Annotated in this window: 17 protein-coding genes; 12 read left to right on the top strand and 5 right to left on the bottom strand. The window is 56.4% G+C overall.

Annotated features, from left to right (window positions below; translation table 11 throughout):
* The 12 genes from ACOTX5_RS24720 to ACOTX5_RS24665 form a co-directional block, all read left to right on the top strand.
* A partial coding sequence (locus tag ACOTX5_RS24720) for a hypothetical protein (RefSeq protein ID WP_230391880.1) occupies positions 1-101 on the top strand: 101 nt, incomplete at its 5' end.
* A complete protein-coding gene (gene gspG, locus ACOTX5_RS24715; RefSeq protein ID WP_234101255.1) occupies positions 76-528 on the top strand; it encodes a type II secretion system major pseudopilin GspG in 453 nt (150 codons plus the stop codon). The genes ACOTX5_RS24720 and gspG, both read left to right, overlap by 26 nt.
* Complete coding sequence (gene gspH / locus ACOTX5_RS24710; RefSeq protein ID WP_023303377.1) at positions 528-1,013, top strand: type II secretion system minor pseudopilin GspH; 486 nt, start codon at positions 528-530, stop codon at positions 1,011-1,013. Before gspG ends, gspH begins: the two co-directional genes overlap by 1 nt.
* Positions 1,006-1,386 carry a type II secretion system minor pseudopilin GspI gene (gspI, locus tag ACOTX5_RS24705; protein WP_015571001.1) on the top strand — a complete coding sequence of 127 codons (381 nt, stop codon included), beginning with the start codon at positions 1,006-1,008 and terminating at the stop codon, positions 1,384-1,386. Before gspH ends, gspI begins: the two co-directional genes overlap by 8 nt.
* On the top strand, positions 1,383-1,991 hold the full coding sequence (gene gspJ / locus ACOTX5_RS24700) for a type II secretion system minor pseudopilin GspJ (RefSeq protein ID WP_023303378.1): 609 nt from the start codon (positions 1,383-1,385) through the stop codon (positions 1,989-1,991). The genes gspI and gspJ overlap by 4 nt, the downstream gene beginning before the upstream one ends.
* Positions 1,988-2,998: a type II secretion system minor pseudopilin GspK gene (gene gspK / locus ACOTX5_RS24695; protein ID WP_017384859.1), complete on the top strand. Its 1,011-nt coding sequence runs from the start codon at positions 1,988-1,990 to the stop codon at positions 2,996-2,998. The genes gspJ and gspK overlap by 4 nt, the downstream gene beginning before the upstream one ends.
* Positions 2,999-3,013: 15 nt before the next feature.
* Complete coding sequence (gene gspL, locus ACOTX5_RS24690) at positions 3,014-4,147, top strand: type II secretion system protein GspL (protein ID WP_045911412.1); 1,134 nt, start codon at positions 3,014-3,016, stop codon at positions 4,145-4,147.
* Positions 4,144-4,629 (top strand): type II secretion system protein GspM, encoded by a 486-nt coding sequence (gene gspM / locus ACOTX5_RS24685; RefSeq protein WP_017384857.1) that lies wholly within the window; start codon positions 4,144-4,146, stop codon positions 4,627-4,629. Before gspL ends, gspM begins: the two co-directional genes overlap by 4 nt.
* A complete protein-coding gene (locus tag ACOTX5_RS24680) occupies positions 4,626-5,423 on the top strand; it encodes a prepilin peptidase (protein ID WP_045911410.1) in 798 nt (265 codons plus the stop codon). Before gspM ends, ACOTX5_RS24680 begins: the two co-directional genes overlap by 4 nt.
* A gap of 255 nt (positions 5,424-5,678) precedes the next feature.
* Entirely contained in the window at positions 5,679-8,381 is a 2,703-nt protein-coding gene (locus ACOTX5_RS24675) for a glycosyl hydrolase family 18 protein (protein ID WP_045911409.1), read from the top strand.
* 102 nt (positions 8,382-8,483) lie between these two features.
* A complete protein-coding gene (iagB, locus tag ACOTX5_RS24670) occupies positions 8,484-8,924 on the top strand; it encodes a type III secretion system invasion protein IagB (protein ID WP_059453129.1) in 441 nt (146 codons plus the stop codon).
* Between the two features lie 134 nt (positions 8,925-9,058).
* Positions 9,059-10,870 (top strand): glycoside hydrolase family 19 protein, encoded by a 1,812-nt coding sequence (locus tag ACOTX5_RS24665; RefSeq protein WP_017693713.1) that lies wholly within the window; start codon positions 9,059-9,061, stop codon positions 10,868-10,870.
* Between the two features lie 138 nt (positions 10,871-11,008).
* Here ACOTX5_RS24665 and ACOTX5_RS24660 read toward each other — a convergent pair whose 3' ends face one another.
* The 5 genes from ACOTX5_RS24660 to ACOTX5_RS24640 all read right to left on the bottom strand — a co-directional run bounded on the left by ACOTX5_RS24660 (position 11,009) and on the right by ACOTX5_RS24640 (position 16,788).
* Entirely contained in the window at positions 11,009-12,022 is a 1,014-nt protein-coding gene (locus ACOTX5_RS24660) for an NAD-dependent epimerase/dehydratase family protein (RefSeq protein WP_047726861.1), read from the bottom strand.
* Between the two features lie 92 nt (positions 12,023-12,114).
* A complete protein-coding gene (locus ACOTX5_RS24655) occupies positions 12,115-13,551 on the bottom strand; it encodes an SDR family oxidoreductase (RefSeq protein WP_045911408.1) in 1,437 nt (478 codons plus the stop codon).
* Positions 13,552-13,561: 10 nt separating this feature from the next.
* A complete protein-coding gene (ltaE, locus tag ACOTX5_RS24650; RefSeq protein ID WP_023296208.1) occupies positions 13,562-14,563 on the bottom strand; it encodes a low-specificity L-threonine aldolase in 1,002 nt (333 codons plus the stop codon).
* Between the two features lie 38 nt (positions 14,564-14,601).
* Entirely contained in the window at positions 14,602-16,320 is a 1,719-nt protein-coding gene (gene poxB / locus ACOTX5_RS24645) for a ubiquinone-dependent pyruvate dehydrogenase (RefSeq protein WP_017384850.1), read from the bottom strand.
* Positions 16,321-16,650: 330 nt separating this feature from the next.
* Positions 16,651-16,788, bottom strand: coding sequence for a hypothetical protein (locus ACOTX5_RS24640; RefSeq protein WP_154232877.1), 138 nt, complete (start codon positions 16,786-16,788; stop codon positions 16,651-16,653).
* Positions 16,789-16,835: the final 47 nt, after the last annotated feature.

The raw sequence follows: 16,835 nt of genomic DNA, 5'->3' as shown, positions 1-16,835 counted from the left end.
GGCATTCTGGCTACACAATAACAAGGGAAGACTTACTCGTGGCTGCAACCCTACTAGCTCAAAATTTATTCACACATGGTTACGCTTTGGGGAAATTATGAGGGGATCTCTCAGGGCTTTACATTGCTCGAATTAATGGTGGTCATTGTTATTCTCGGCGTACTGGCGAGTATGGTGGTGCCAAATTTAATGGGCAATAAGGAAAAAGCCGATACGCAAAAAGCAACCAGCGATATTGTCGCGCTCGAAGGCTCGCTGGATATGTACAAGCTGGATAACCACCGCTACCCGACCACAGAGCAGGGTTTGCAGGCGCTGGTGACCAAACCTGAAATCGCGCCAATCCCGAACGGCTACCGCACGGACGGCTATATCCGTCGCCTGCCGCAGGACCCCTGGGGCAATGATTATCTTCTGGTGAGCCCGGGTGAACACGGCGCGGTGGACGTCTTCTCAGCCGGTCCGGACGGCGAAGCCAATACCGCCGATGACATTACCAACTGGTCTCTCGATAAGAAAGAGAAATAATGAAAAATCAACGCGGCTTTACGTTGCTGGAAATTATTCTGGCGCTGGTGATATTTGCCAGTTGCGCCATGATGGTGGTGTCCACCATTCCTTCGCGCAGCGGCGCGGATATATTTGGCCAGCAATTAAAAGCGCTCGTTGATTATGGTTCAGACCGTGCGGTGATGGACGGAAATATTGTCGGGCTGGTGATCGCCACCGATAAATATCAGCTGGTGACGATCGCCGATAAAAAAGGCGAGCGTCACTGGATGCCATTATCTGCCGGACGCATTAACACCAAAGGTGATTTTCCGGAAGAGATGCATGTGTCGCTTTCGCCGCAGCGTCTGGCCGCGACGGTGACCTCCGAGCCGCAGGTGATCTTTTTACCGGACGGTGAAATCAGCCGCTTTACGCTGACGCTGCAAAGTTACGACAAACAGCACCATTTCCGCGTGGTGTCGCACGGTGCGGCGCCGGTATCGGTAGAAAACGATGGCTAACGGCAACAAAAAGCAAAAGGGGATGACGCTGCTGGAGGTGATGGTCGCTCTGGTGATTTTCTCCACCGCCGCGCTGGCACTGATGAACTCGGTCTCCCTGAACGTGCGTTTTACCCATGGCCTGGCCGATACCTTGCAGGCCAGTTGGGTGGCGGAAAACCAGCTGGCGGAGGCACAGCTCACCAGAACTGACTTCCCGGATGCTGAACAGCAGGGGACGGAAATCATGGGCGGGCGCAGCTGGAACTGGCGTAAGCAGCGGGTGAAAACCGCCGACAACGTCTGGGCGAATACCCTACGCGTATATGCGGAAAGCGATGAGAGCCAGCCGGTTATCTCCCTGCGCATCATTCCGCCGGGAGAGAGCAAGTGAAGAAAACGCGACGCCAGCGCGGATTTACCCTGCTGGAGATCATGATTGCGCTGACTATCTTCGCGGTGATCAGCACCCTGGCCTGGCAAATTCTGGACGGCGCGATGCGTACCAGCTCGGCCACCGATGCCAGCGCCGCAAAGCTCAACCAGCTTCAGCGCGCCTGGAGTCTGATGGAGCGTGATTTTTTCCAGCTTCAGGCGCGCGCCCCGCGTAATGAGCCGGAGCTGTTTCGTCAGGAGGGCGATGCTCTTGAACTGACCACCCTGAATGGCGTGAGCGGAACGGTCCAGCTGGAGCGCGTGCGCTGGCGGCTGGAAGAGGGGCGTTTGTATCGCGACGTCTGGCCGGTCATTGACGGCCCGGCGGACGTTAAGCCTGACGAGGTGCCGATTGTCAGCGGCGTAAAATCATTGCAGTGGCGGTTTTATCGTCAGGGCTGGCTGACCGCCTGGCACGACGCCGCCCATCTGCCGGACGGCGTGGAGGTTACGTTGACGATGGAAAGCGGGGATACCTGGCGCTGGGTGTTCACTACACCGGGTGATATGCCGGAGGTGGCCGCTGCCGCGGCGCCAGCGCCTTCGCCGGAGACCAGACCATGAAACGGATCCGTCAACAACAGGGCGTCGCCCTGCTGGTGGTGCTGATTTTGCTGGTGATGATGTCGGCGCTGGCTGCCAAAATCAGCCAGCAGTTCTGCCGTAATTTGCAGAAAACGCATTATCAGGTAAGCCAGCAGCAGCTGCGCTGGGCGATGCAGACCCAGGAAAAAGTGGTGAAGGACCGGTTACAGACCGACGCCAGCGGCGAGAGCAAGCCACTGGCCCTGGACGGCGACTGGCATCAGCCGCTGGAGACGCAGGGTGAGGACTATACGGTCGTGAGCCAGGTGGAAGATGCGCAGGACTGCTTTAACGTCAATAACCTGTTGACCGCCGACATCGCACCCCAGGGGCAAAGCGCTCCCGGGGTGGCGGAAAAATCGCGTAAAGCGCGGATTGTTGAACAACTCCTGACGGAAAGCGGCCTCAGCCCGGGCACGGCGGAGGCGGTCTATTTCCAGCTGGTGGATTATCTCGATGGTGACAGCACCACGGCGAAGGAGGGGGCCGAAAGCGATGCGTGGGCTGGCGTCGTGCCCGCGCGGCAACCGGCAAATCAGATGATGCGCAGCATCGCGGAAATCAAACTGCTGCCGGCGTTCCCTGTTACGGCGTATCCGAAGGTGAGCAAGCTGTTATGCGCGCTGCCGGACGCTGCCAGCAAGGTCGATGTCAACACCCTGCAACCGGAACAGGCCGCCGTGCTGGCGGCCATGTTCCCCGGAAAACTGACGCGGGATGACGCCGTTCGCCTGCTGGATGCGCGTCCGGAATCGGGCTGGGAAAATATGGAAGCGTTCAGCAAAGCGCTGGAGCAGGCCTTCCCGCAGCTAAAAGACGATCTCCCGCAGGTGGCGGATCAATTTTCTATAAACAGCCGGTACTTCCGCGTGAATTACACCGGCAATACCGATGAATTAACGCTTCGCGTGGTCAGCCAGCTTCAGGTGAATAACGAAGCCGGTGAGATCGTGACGTGGCAGCGTCGTTACCGAATGATTGAATAAGCAAAGTAGAACGTTATGAAACAGGTACTTTTTGTTCGTCCCGACAGCCGCGAGGGCGGAAAAATAATGTGGTGTGAGTCCGGCAGCGAGCGCGTCGAGGTGGTCGACAGCCTGGAGATGCTGGCCGAACACCCCCTGGCTACGCGCGTTTGTCTCCTGTTGCCCGCCAGCGACATGATTTTCCGCCATTTTACGCTGCCGAAAAAGGTGGCTTCTCAGGCGATGGCCTTCTCGTGGATGGCGGAAGAGACGCTGATTGGCGACGTGGACAACCTCCACTGGACGGTACTCCACAAAAAAGGGGCCGACGTCGACGCCGTGGCCATTGACGCCGACCGCCTGCGCGCGGCATTAACCAGCTGTCAGGAGGCCGGATTAAACGTGATTCAGGCCCTGCCTGATGCCTGGCTGCTACCCGTGACGACAGGGGGCAGCACGCTGGTCGCACAGGATGATAGCTACTGGCTGCGTTTATCGCCCCATGTGGCAGGTGAAATGGAGGCAACCCTGCTGCCGCTGTTAATGCAGAAAGCCGGGGTCGGGGAAGTGTGGTGTTACGGCGATGCGCCTGCGAAGGTGCACGTTGACGTGCAGCATGCCTGGCAGCATCCGCTGGCACTGATTCAGCCGCAGTGGCAAACCTGCCGCGTTAACCTGCTTCACGGTGAATTCAGCCTTAAGGCCGGTAATGGGCGGGCGGCGAAAAGTATGAAAGCCGCGATGGTGGCGGCGGGTGTGCTGTCTGTTGCTCTGCTGCTGGGGCCACGCATTGCAATGGCCTGGATGCTGGTGCAGCAGGAAAATCGGGTGCAGGAGGAGATCGTCCAGGTTTATCAGCACCATTTCCCCAGCATGCGCCAGCAGACCAATATCAAATATCACTTTGGTCAAAGCCTGAAAAAACAGAGCAAGGGATTCTTTCTTCAGCTTGATGAGCTGGAGAACGCCCGGCAGTCAGTCCCTGCGATGGAGATCGAGCTGCTGGAATACGATGCGCAGCAAAACACCCTGACGCTGAGCGTCAGCGCGCAAAACCAGCCCGCGTTGCAGGCGTTTGTTAACCAGACCAGTGAGAATTTTGATTTTACCTTACAGCCTGTTTCAACAACCGAACCGTATACCGCCATGATCGCAGGGAAACATAAATGAAAGAGCGAATCGCGCAGCTGAAGTCACGCTATCAGAATTATAGCACCCGGGAAAAAATTATTTTAAAAATATGTGCCGTTGCCATTGTGGGGGCAGTGGTGTATTACACGGGAGTGATCCCCCTGGATAATATGATTCAAAATAGTAAGTCGACGCTTAAAAGACAAAAAGAAACCCTTAACTGGATGCGCAGTGAAATTGATAAAAATCATCTTCAGGTCCAGATAGTCAAAACGAATAATCCGCGTACGGTGGTCGAGAACAGCGCCCATGAAATTAACCTTTCACTGACGGATATGCGCCAGGAGGGGCAAACTTTATCGTTCGTGTTGAATCGGGTGAATGTGTATGAATTAAGAAGCTGGCTGCGTGAAATTAATCAGACCTCCGGCGTGAGACTGCAAAAAATAAACCTCACGCCGGTGGACCACCTCAGCGACGTGAAAGCGCAGGTGCAGCTCACCTGGTCAAAAAACGCATGAATACCTTTTCGCTGATGCGGGACGCCTTTCCGGTAGGGTTCCCGATAATGAGTGCGATCCTGGGCGGCATTGTGGGCAGTTTTCTTGGCGTTGTCGCCGAACGCGTACCGGGGATGGTGATGGATGAGGAGGGGAGTGGCAATCTGCTCTTTCCGGCCTCGCACTGTCCGGTGTGCCAGCACGCGCTTGCCGCGTGGGAAAACATCCCGCTGCTCAGCTGGCTGTTATTACGGGGACGCTGCCACCAGTGCGGGAGCGCGATCCCGCTGCGACTCCTTTTGGTCGAACTGATCTCCGCCTTGTTTTTTGGCATCACGGCCTGGTGCATGCCGGACGTTCAGGCGCTGTTCTCTTTGTGGTTACTGGCGGCTTTTTTACTGCCGCTGGCCATGATCGACTGGCAGCACCAGCTGCTTCCGGACTGCCTGACCCAGCCGCTGCTGTGGGCGGGGTTAGTGCTCCATGCGTTTGACCACACGTTGCCGCTACGCGATGCGCTGTTCGGCGCAGTGGCGGGCTATCTGTCGCTCTGGCTGCTCTACTGGGCTTTTCGTCTGATCACGGGACGAGAAGGTCTGGGTTACGGGGATTTTAAGCTACTGGCGGCGCTGGGCGCCTGGTGCGGCTGGCAGGCGTTGCCCTCCATTGAACTGGCGGCAGCGTTAAGCGGTATTGTCGGTTATTTCGCCGTAAATAATTCAAATAAAAATAACCTCACTATTTCTTTTGGTCCTTATCTCGCCTTTGCTGGAATAGGGGTGTTTATGAGTCAGCAATTTGCTTTCACATTTTAAATATACAGGTCAAGATTTTTTATGAGTTTTTTCGATGGTAGAAGAGAAGGACGTCTCTTTATGCTCAGCGTATCGTAAAGGATATAAGCTACACGGAATTTGGGCTTGTATCTTTTAATGGGGGAATACAACGCAGCAACAATTTTTTTGTTCACGACACTCACGTTGGTTAAATACGCATTACGCGAAACGCATCCATGATCTCACGGAAGACATGGGTTATTACGTTACGAATAAATTTATCAGGAAATAAAAATGAAATTTATGAAGCCAAAATATCTGGCGCTCTTTATTGCGGCGGCAACCAGCTCCGCATTTGCAGCAGCGCCAGGTGCACCGACGATCGGCTATGGCAATGACAAATTTGCCCTGGTGGAAGTGGATCAGGCAGCCCAGGATTATAACAATCTTGTCAAAGTGCATAACGATGGCGTGGATGTAAAAGTTGAGTGGAACGTCTGGAGTGGTGATGCGCCAACTTCAGCGAAAGTTCTGCTGGACGGACAAACCGTATGGACCGGCGCAGCCGGCGCGACGGGCTCTGCAACGTTTAAAGTGAAAAAAGGCGGGCGTTATCAGGAACAGGTTGAAGTCTGTAACGCCAGCGGCTGTGCGAAAAGCGCCAGCAAGCTGATTATTGTGGCAGACACCGACGGTAGCCACCTGCTGCCGCTGAATACGTCTCTCAAAGAGAATAACAAAGCGTTTGCGAAGCATACCGATAAAGTGGTTGCGGCCTACTTCCCGGAGTGGGGCGTTTATGACCGTAACTTCCCGGTTGATAAGATCCCTGCGGCAAACCTCAACCACATTCTGTACGGCTTCATTCCAATCTGTGGCGGTGACGGCATCAACGACGGCCTGAAAACCATTGAAGGCGGCAACAGCTTCCGCGTGCTTCAGAACGACTGTAAAGGACGTCCTGACTATACCGTGGCGATCCACGACCCATGGGCTGCGCTGCAAAAACCACAGGCTGGCGTCTCCAGCTGGGACGACCCGTACAAAGGTAACTTTGGTCAGCTGATGGCGCTGAAAAAAGCGCATCCGGACCTGAAAGTGCTGCCATCTATCGGCGGCTGGACGCTCTCCGATCCGTTCTTCCACATGGGTGACCCGGCTATCCGCGCACGCTTTGTCTCTTCTGTGAAAGAGTTCCTCCAGACCTGGAAATTCTTTGACGGCGTGGATATCGACTGGGAATTCCCTGGCGGCGGCGGTGTGAGCGAAAACCTGGGTAACCCGCAGCAGGATAAAGCAACCTATACCGCGCTGATGCACGACCTGCGCACCATGCTGAACGAGCTGTCTGCACAGACGGGCCGTACCTATGAACTGACCAGCGCAATCGGTGCAGGCCGCGATAAGATCGAAGACGTGGATTACACTGCCGCTCAGCAGTACCTCGACCACATCTTCCTGATGAGCTATGACTTCTACGGCGGCTGGAGCAACACCGTTCTCGGCCACCAGGCGGCGCTGCGCGCGCCAGCATGGCGTCCGGACACTGACTACACCACTGAAAATGGCGTTAACGCGCTGCTTTCCCAGGGCGTACAACCAGGCAAGATCGTGGTGGGTGCGGGAATGTATGGCCGCGGCTGGACCGGCGTGCATGGCTACACCGGTAACAATCCATTCACCGGCACCGCTACAGGTATGGTGAAAGGGACCTGGGAACCCGGCGTGGTTGACTATCGTCAGATCGTTAACGAATACAAAGGCAAACCAGGCTGGGAATACGGCTACGACGCTGATGCGGAAGCCCCTTACGTCTTCAACAAAACTACCGGCGATCTGATCACGTATGAAGATGCGCGTTCAACCACGGCGAAAGGTAAGTATGTTCTGGCGAATAAACTGGGCGGCCTGTTCGCATGGTCTATCGACTCTGACACCGGTGACATCCTGAACGCGATGAACGAAAGCCTGCTGGGCGGTGACGCTACGCCGGTTGATCCGGAGGTCACCAACCACGCGCCAATCGCGTCCTCTGCCGATCAGAACGTGTCTGGCCCGATAACCGTCACGCTCGATGGCTCTGCTTCAAGCGATCCTGATGGCGATGCGATTACCTACAAATGGACTCAGGTCTCTGGTCCGTCGGTCACCATCACCAACAGCACCAAAGCGAAAGCGACCTTTAACGTTGCCGCCGCGACGTCCGACCAGACCATGGTGTTCCGCCTGACGGTGACCGATGCAAAAGGCCTGAGCAACGCGATTGATATCCAGGTGGTGAACAAGGCGCCGAAAGCTAACCAGGCACCGGTTTTAAACCCAATGGAAGCGATCACGCTTGAATCAGGTGAAACCTATGCGCTGCATGCCCAGGCCGCGGATCCAGACGGAGATGCGTTGACCTACGCCTGGAGTGTACCAGCAGATATGCACGCTACCGGGACTGACTCCGCGAACGTGAACATCACTGCGCCGGAAGTGAGCTCGACGTCTACCTACACCCTGAGCGTGGTGGTGAGCGACGGTAAGACCAGCGTGCAGTCTAACGTCCAGGTCACCGTGAATCCGAAAGCGGCGCCTGCACCTGTGCCAGATGACGAAGACACTAACCCGGCGGATGACGTTACCCCTCCGGCTGATGATGTGACTCCACCGTCTGACAAAGGGAGCTGCGATGCACCTGTGGATGCTAACGCCAGCAAATATGCGGCGTGGGAATCCAGCAAAATCTACAACGGTGGCGATACCGTAAGCTTCGACCATCTGGTGTGGAAAGCGAAGTACTGGACCCAGGGCAATCAGCCTGGCTTCGGTGTGGATGCATGGGAGCTGGTGAGCAACGTGAAGATGAACTGGCGTTCTGACCTGGTCTACAACGGCGGCGACACTACCACCTATGAAGGAAACGTTTACCGTGCGAAATGGTGGACCCGTGGTGATAACCCAGCCAACAGCGACGTATGGGTAAAAGAAGGCGCATCAACAGACTGCAAATAATCTAACCCATTAATCACTCCCCCTTTTAGAGGGGGAGTGATTCAAAATTCATTTTACAGGATGTTGGTAAGGAGAAATAACCGAAACTGTCAGCAGGTAAAAATGAAAAAGTTGATTTTGTTGTTATTGATAATAAGCCAAAGCGCTCTGGCAAACTGTTGGAATAAAGCGGCGCATTATTATCATGTCGACCCTTATTCACTGTACGCGATAGCGAATGTGGAATCCGGAATGAACCCGTATGCGGTTGGGCAAAACCGCGATGGCACGCGGGATGTCGGGCTGATGCAAATCAACAGTTCGCATTTTACCGCGCTGGAAAGCAGAGGAATCGACGAATACCGGTTAATCACGGAGCCATGTACTTCGATCATGGTCGGGGCTTCTATCCTCGCCGGGATGATCAGGGTGTATGGCTATAACTGGGAAGCCGTTGGCGCGTATAACGCCGGACTGAAAAAAGAAAATTATCCGCAGAGGATGAAATATGCCCATAAGGTCTGGGCCAAATATCAGCAACTCAAATTAGCAGCACGTTATTAACGTTTTTTATTTTTGAAGAATTCCTGAAGGTGTTCTTCGAAAAGTGAAAACAGCTGAATGTGGTTTATGTATTAACGGAGTAATACCTAAGCCGGGATTTTAACATTTAATTTTAAACGAACAGGAAAACTGAAATGAACAAAAGGACGTTACTGAGTGTACTCATTGCGGGAGCCTGCGTGGCGCCACTCATGGCTCAGGCTGCTAACCTGAAGGAGACCAGCAGTGAGCCGTACACCATCAAAGCCAGCGATCTGGCGAAGAAAGAGAAGGAACTGACGGACTTCCCGCTGATGGCTTCGGTTAAAGAGACCATCCAGACGCTGGATAACGCGCAGGTTGAATTGATTGAGCCAGGCCGGGCGGCGAACCCGGACAACGTTAAGCGCGTTGAAGGGATTGTGAAAGCCAGCGACTGGGAATATCTCTTCCCGCTGCGCGCGCAGGCCTATACCTACAGCAACTTCCTGAAAGCCGTGGGTAAATTCCCGGCGCTGTGTAAGACCTACAATGACGGTCGTGACAGCGACGCCATCTGCCGCAAAGAGCTGGCCACCATGTTTGCCCACTTTGCCCAGGAGACCGGCGGCCACGAAAGCTGGCGTCCGGAAGCCGAATGGCGTCAGGCGCTGGTCCACGTACGTGAAATGGGCTGGAGCGAAGGGCAGAAGGGCGGTTATAACGGCGAATGTAACCCGGACGTCTGGCAGGGGCAGACCTGGCCTTGCGGTAAAGATAAAGACGGCGATTTCCTGAGCTACTTCGGTCGTGGTGCGAAACAGTTGTCCTACAATTACAACTACGGCCCATTCTCTGAAGCGATGTACGGCGACGTGCGAACGCTGCTCGACAAACCTGAGCTGGTGGCGGACACCTGGCTGAACCTGGCGAGTGCGATCTTCTTCTTCGCCTATCCGCAGCCGCCAAAACCAAGCATGTTGCAGGTGATCGACGGTACATGGCAGCCGAACGACCACGATAAAGCCAACGGTCTGGTTCCGGGCTTTGGTGTGACCACCCAAATCATCAACGGCGGCGTTGAGTGCGGCGGCCCGACTGAAATTGCGCAGTCTCAAAACCGTATCAAGTATTACAAAGAATTCGCGAACTACCTGAAAGTGCCTGTTCCGGCGAACGAAGTGTTGGGTTGCGCTAACATGAAGCAGTTCGACGAAGGTGGCGCAGGCGCCCTGAAGATTTACTGGGAACAGGACTGGGGATGGAGCGCGGATACCCCGGACGGCAAAACCTACTCTTGCCAGCTGGTGGGTTACCAGACCCCGTTCAGCGCATTTAAAGACGGTGACTACAGCAAGTGCGTGCAGCACTTCTTTAACGTGAAAATTGTTAACGACGAGGGTTCTTCCGAGACCCCGGACGAAACGCCGGTCACGCCAACACCGACGCCATCCGACGATGAAACGCCGGCACCAACCCCAACGCCGGATGAAACGCCGGTTGTGGTGAACCACGCGCCGGTTGCGCAGATTGCCGGTCCGATCGGTGCAGTGGAAGCGGGTGCGCAGGTTTCTCTGAGCGCCGAAGGCTCTACCGATCCAGATGGTAACACGCTGACGTATACCTGGCGTTCCCAGGATGGTCAGACTGTTACCGGTCAGGACAAAGCGGTTGTGACCTTTACAGCGCCAGAGTCTGCGACGGCGCAGCAGTATGAAGTGAGCCTGACCGTCAGCGATGGCGAACTGAGCAGCACCACGTCTTACCTGCTGAACGTGAAAGCGAAAGCGGCAACGCCATCCGGAGAAGATACGTCTTACCCGGCATGGAGCGCGAATAGCAAGTACAACGCCGGTGATATCGTGAACAACCACGGTAAACTATTCCAGTGCAAACCGTTCCCGTACAGCGGCTGGTGTAACAATGCGCCGACGTACTATGAACCTGGCGCAGGTCTGGCATGGGCTGAAGCCTGGACGGCATTATAAACAGCAAACGGCAACCCCCAGGGTTGCCGTTTTAGTGTCTGCTCTTTCCCCTCACCCTAACCCTCTCCCCAGGGGGGCGAGGGGACAGTACGGTGCAGTTGTAGGCCCGGTAAGGCGCAGCCGCCACCGGGCAAAAGGCTAACGATGAAGTTTCCCGTGATCCCGTAACCACGCCGCCGTACGCACTATCCCTTCATCCAGCGATACAATCGGTTTATATCCCAGCTCGTTCTCCGCCCGCGAAATATCCAGCGTAAAATCAAAGTTGAGCTTCGACACACCGTAATGCGTCAGCGCAGGCTCTTTCGCCGATTTACTGCCAAAGCGTTCCATGCTGCGGGCGATCATGTCCAGCATCGGGTAGGGAACGGAACGGATCCGGCAGTCGATCTTTAACTCGTCAATCAGCCTTTGCACAATGCTGCGCAGGGTACAGGGTTCGCCGTTGGTGATGTTGTACGCGCGGCCCGACACCAGCTTATCGCATTCCGGCTGGCTCGCCAGCCACATGGCGTGAACGGCATTTTCGTAATAGGTCATGTCCACCAGCGCATCGCCGCCGCGCGGTAACAGCACGCTGCCGTAGTGGTGCATCATCTGGGCCAGTCGCGGGATAAAGACTTTGTCGTGCGGCCCAAACAGGCTCTGCGGACGCAGCACGGTAAAGCGGGTGTGCGGGTTTGACTGGGCCAGCAGGTCGATCACATCTTCGCCCGCCGCTTTACTGCGGGCAAACTCGCAGGCGAAGCGCGCCGGGCGGAAATCTTCCTGAATATCACGATGGTGGTGATAGTCGAAATAGAGCGACGGGGAGGAGATATGAATAAAGTTACGCACGCCCCAGGCGACGGCCCATTCGCCCAGACGACGCGTGGCGCGCACGTTGGCGAGATCAAAGGCTTCCTGGGTACCCCACGGAGAGGTAAAACTGGAGCAGTGCCACAGCGTATCGATACCGGCGAGAATCACCTTGGCCTGAGAGGAGACCAGTTCCGTCAGATCGGCATGGACAAATTCAGCGCCCATTTTTTGCAGGAGCTTACCCATCGCCTCATTGCGACCGGTGGCCCTCACGCTGATGCCTTTGTTGCGCAGAAACTCGACCGCATTTCGGCCTAAGCCGCTGGTCGCCCCGGTAACCAGTACCTTCATAACAATCCACTGTGTTGAAAAGAATTTCGTGCGCATTCTTTCGTGAATTACGATGTGTTGCAATGGGAAAGGTGAAAGATTAAGAGTTTTATTTAGTTATTTTCCCGCTTTTCTTCTGCCAGTTGCGCAATCCGTTTCGCCATTCCGCGGAAGATAAACAGGTGTGCCGGGATCATCAGCAACCAGTAAAACAGACCCGGCATTCCGTGCGGATGCCACCATGCCCGAACGTCCAGTTCACGATGGTCGCCGTTGTCCTTGAGGGTGAAGCAGAGCCGCCCCAGCCCCGGCGCCTTCATGCCAAACAGCAGCGCCAGCTGTTTTTCCGGCTCAACAATAATCACTTTCCAGCTGTCGACGGTATCGCCCACCTTCAGCCAGGGAAGGGCAGGGCGGCCTTTTGCCAGCCGGTGACCGACCAGCAGATCCAGCGCGCCGCGCGTTTGCCACAGAATATTGCCGAAGAAATAGCGCTCTTTGCCGCCGATCTGGTTCACAACTTCCCACAGCGCTGCCAGGCTGGCCGTGGTTTTTACCGTACAGCCCGCCTGTTTCGGATAATAGCCGTACTCGGGCCGCCAGCGGGCAAACGCCTGCGCGTCATAACCCCAGTCGCTGGAGTTCACCAGCTTCTCTTCCTCTTTCAGCGTATTGCGCACCGCGTCGTCAAAGCGGATCAATTCCTGAGGGATTAAGGCGCGCAGCGCGCGATCGTCCGCCAGCAGATCGTGCTTCAGCCCCTGGATCAGCGCTTTGGCGGTCGTCGGCGGCACGGAGGTGATCACATTCAAAAACCACACCGATATCCAGCGGGTCGGGAAGGGGATGGGGATCAGCCAGCGGTGGCGGCCACTCACCCGCATAAAATGTTCGAACTGCGCCTGATAGCTCAGCACTTCCGGGCCTGCCGCCTCCAGCACGCGATGCTGCTCCGCCGGGTGATCCAGCAATGCCACCAGATAATGGAGTAAATTCTCCAGCGCAATGGGCGTGGTGCGCGAGCGTACCCAGCGCGGCGGCGTCAGCACGGGCAGGTTGTAGACCATATCGCGCATCACTTCGAACGCGGCGGACCCCGCGCCGACGATGATCCCTGCCCGCAGTTCGGTAACGGGGATACGGGCGCTCCGCAGCGTTTCTGCCGTCAGCTGTCGGGCGCGCAGATGGTCTGACTGCTCGTGCTCAGGCGCCTGGAGCGAGCTTAAAAAAATCACCTGCTTCACCGGCGTTTGCAGCAGCGCATCACGAACGTTCATCGCCACCTGACGCTCGTGGGCGATAAAATCGCCGCCTTCGCCCATGCTGTGGACAAGGTAGTAAAGCGTATCGACCCCTTCCAGCAGCGCAGGAAGCGCTTTCGGCCAGCTAAGGTCAACGTTGTGACACGTCACGCCAGGCAAATGTAGCTTTTGCAGGCGTTCCGTGTTACGTGCCGCTGCCAGCACCTGGTGCCCCTGCTGGCTTAACGCAGTGGTCAGATGCTGACCGATATACCCGCTGGCGCCGAGCACCAGAATACGTTGCGGCACGGTATGCTCCTTAACGCTGTAAAAATGCCTGCCAGTGTTCCACCACCTCGGTCAGCTGCTCGCGGTTAACGTCAAGGTGCATCACCAGCCGTACGACCGGGGAGGCGTTAATCAGCACGCCTCGGGCTTTCATAAAGTCGCCCAGCGCGGCAGCATGCTCATCGCCGACGCGGACAAACAGCATGTTAGTGTCGTGACGCATGACATCAGCGCCGATTTCACGCAGCTGCGCTGCCATCCACGCCGCATTGTCGTGATCGTCTTTCAGGCGTGACACGTTATTTTTCAGAGCGTACAGTCCGGCAGCCGCCAGAATACCCGCCTGACGCATCCCGCCGCCGGTCATTTTTCGCCAGCGGTTGGCGCGCCTGATGTAGTCCGCGCTGCCAACCAGCAGGGAACCTACCGGCGTACCCAGCCCTTTAGAGAGGCAAATGGTGAACGAGTCGCAATATTGGGTGATCGCTTTCAGCTCGCAGCCGTACTCCACCACGGCGTTGAAGATACGTGCGCCGTCAACGTGCAGGCCGAGCTTACGCTCGCGGGTAAAGTCCCATGCCGCTTTCAGGTATTCGCGCGGCAGGACTTTACCGTTATGGGTGTTTTCGAGGCTCAGCAGTTTAGTGCGGGCGAAGTGAATATCGTCGGCTTTGATTTTCGCCGCGACTTTGTCCAGCGGCAGCGTACCGTCCGGTGCGGCATCGATCGGCTGCGGCTGGATGCTGCCAAGCACCGCCGCACCGCCGGCTTCGTATAGGTAGTTATGCGCCCCCTGGCCGACGATATACTCCTCGCCGCGCTCGCAGTGGCTGAGCAGCGCCACCAGGTTAGCCTGCGTGCCGGTGGGCAGGAACAGGGCAGCCTCTTTACCGCTCAGCTCTGCCGCATAGCGCTGGAGTTCGTTGACCGTCGGGTCATCGCCGTAGACGTCGTCCCCGACCGGGGCGGCCATCATCTCTTCGAGCATGGCGCGGCCCGGACGGGTAACGGTATCACTACGTAAATCAATCATTTCACATCCCTTTAATTTAAGAGGTCTTGTGAAATGTTTTACCTGAGCCAGTTGGTTTTTGCCAGTTCGATCACTTCGTCACCGCGCCCGCTGATGATGGCGCGCAGCATGTAGAGGCTAAAACCTTTGGCCTGTTCCAGCTTGATTTGAGGCGGGATCGCCAGCTCTTCTTTGGCGACCACCACATCCACCAGCACCGGGCCGTCGATGGTGAAGGCGCGTTGCAGGGCGTCGTCCACCTCTGAGGCTTTCTCCACCCGAATACCGGTGATACCGCAGGCTTCGGCGATGCGGGCGAAGTTGGTGTCGTGCAGTTCGGTGCCGTCCGTGAGGTAGCCTCCGGCCTTCATCTCCATCGCCACGAAGCCCAGCACGCTGTTGTTAAAGACCACGATTTTTAGCGGAAGCTTCATCTGCGCCACCGACAGGAAATCCCCCATCAGCATGCTGAACCCGCCGTCGCCGCACATCGCCACCACCTGACGTTCCGGTGCCGTCGCCTTTGCGCCCAGCGCCTGCGGCATAGCGTTGGCCATTGAGCCATGGTTGAACGACCCAAGCAGGCGACGTTTGCCGTTCATTTTCAGATAGCGCGCGGCCCAGACGGTGGGCGTTCCTACGTCGCAGGTGAAGATGGCATCGTCGTCGGCGAAGTGGCTGATCTGCTGCGCCAGATACTGCGGGTGGATCGCTTTTTCGCTCGGTTTGGCGAGATCGTCCAGCCCCTTGCGCGCATCGCGATAATCGCTCAGGGCTTTATCGAGGAATTTGCGGTCCGTTTTTTCTTCCAGCAGCGGCAGCAGGGCGGCGAGGGTGGATTTGATATCGCCGATAAGCGCCATATCCACCTTGCTGTGCGCGCCGATGCTGCCGGGATTAATGTCGATCTGGATAATTTTGGCATCCGTCGGGTAGAACGCGCGGTACGGGAACTGGGTGCCGAGCAGGATCAGCGTGTCGGCGTTCATCATGGTGTGGAAGCCGCTGGAAAAACCGATCAGCCCGGTCATGCCGACATCGTACGGGTTATCGTATTCAACGTGCTCTTTCCCGCGCAGGGCGTGCACAACTGGCGCCTTCAGCTTACCGGCAAATTCCACCAGCTCTTTATGCGCGCCGGCGCAGCCGCTGCCGCACATCAGGGCGATATTGCTGGAGTATCGCAGCAGCTGTGCCAGCTTTTTCAGCTCTTCTTCGGCAGGGGTAATGGTTGGCTGGGGCGCAGAGTACCAGTGGGTGGTGGCGGTTTCAGGTGCGGCCTTCAGCGCCACGTCCCCCGGCAGCACAACCACCGAAACCCCGCGATTCAGGATCGCCTTACGCATGGCTATCGCCAGCACCTGTGGGATCTGCTCCGGCGATGAGACCAGCTCGCAATAGTGGCTGCATTCACGGAACAGCTCCTGCGGATGCGTCTCCTGAAAATAGCCGCTACCGATTTCAGATGACGGAATGTGAGCCGCAATCGCCAGCACCGGAACATGGTTGCGGTGACAGTCGAACAGACCGTTGATGAGGTGCAGGTTTCCCGGTCCGCAGGAACCTGCACAGACGGCGAGTTCACCCGTAAGCTGCGCTTCGGCACCGGCGGCAAAGGCGGCGACTTCTTCATGGCGGGTGGGCATCCACTCAATAGTTTTCATCTTGTTAAGGCTATCGCTGAGTCCGTTCAGAGAATCGCCAGTGACGCCCCAGATACGCTTTACGCCAGCCTGCTCAAGGGTTTTCGCTATGTATGCAGCCACAGTTTGTTTCATGGTTGTCCGTCTCCTTTTTGTGATATCGCTTACAAGCTTAGAAGAAAGTCGCTGTATTGCCTGCTCAGTATTCTTTAAGTCCAGGTGGTTTTTCTGCGCGACGCGCCGCCAGCGGGCTGAGGTTGGGGCGGGAGGAAGCGGGTTTGCAGACCCTTTTTTCCTGATGGTGCATAAGTTGTTGATTTTATATGGTTAGGCTGAAGGGGAATAAAAAAGGGGTTGGAGGGAGTTTTTGAGGTATTGGTTTATCAGACAAAGGGATAGATGTAGATTGCTTCAGTTCACTGCCGGGCAGGCAGCTTAGAAATCTTGCCTGATTTGCTCATGCCTTTAGTCACGGTTCACTGCCGTACAGGCCGTAGGCACAATGTAGGCCGGGTAAACGTAGTGCCACCCGGCAAAAAGCCCGGTGGCGCTGACGCTTACCGGGCCTACAGAGGTTCCAAAGGCAAATGCGCTGGCCTGCATGGGCAAAAAGCCCGGTGGCGCTGACGCTTACCGGGCCTACAGAGGTT

The organism is Enterobacter cloacae complex sp. IR5441 (genome assembly GCF_049238215.1).
Classification (GTDB): domain Bacteria; phylum Pseudomonadota; class Gammaproteobacteria; order Enterobacterales; family Enterobacteriaceae; genus Enterobacter; species Enterobacter hormaechei_C.
The sequence above is the reverse complement of the archived record's forward strand: the minus strand, read 5'-3'. Positions and strand labels throughout refer to the sequence as shown.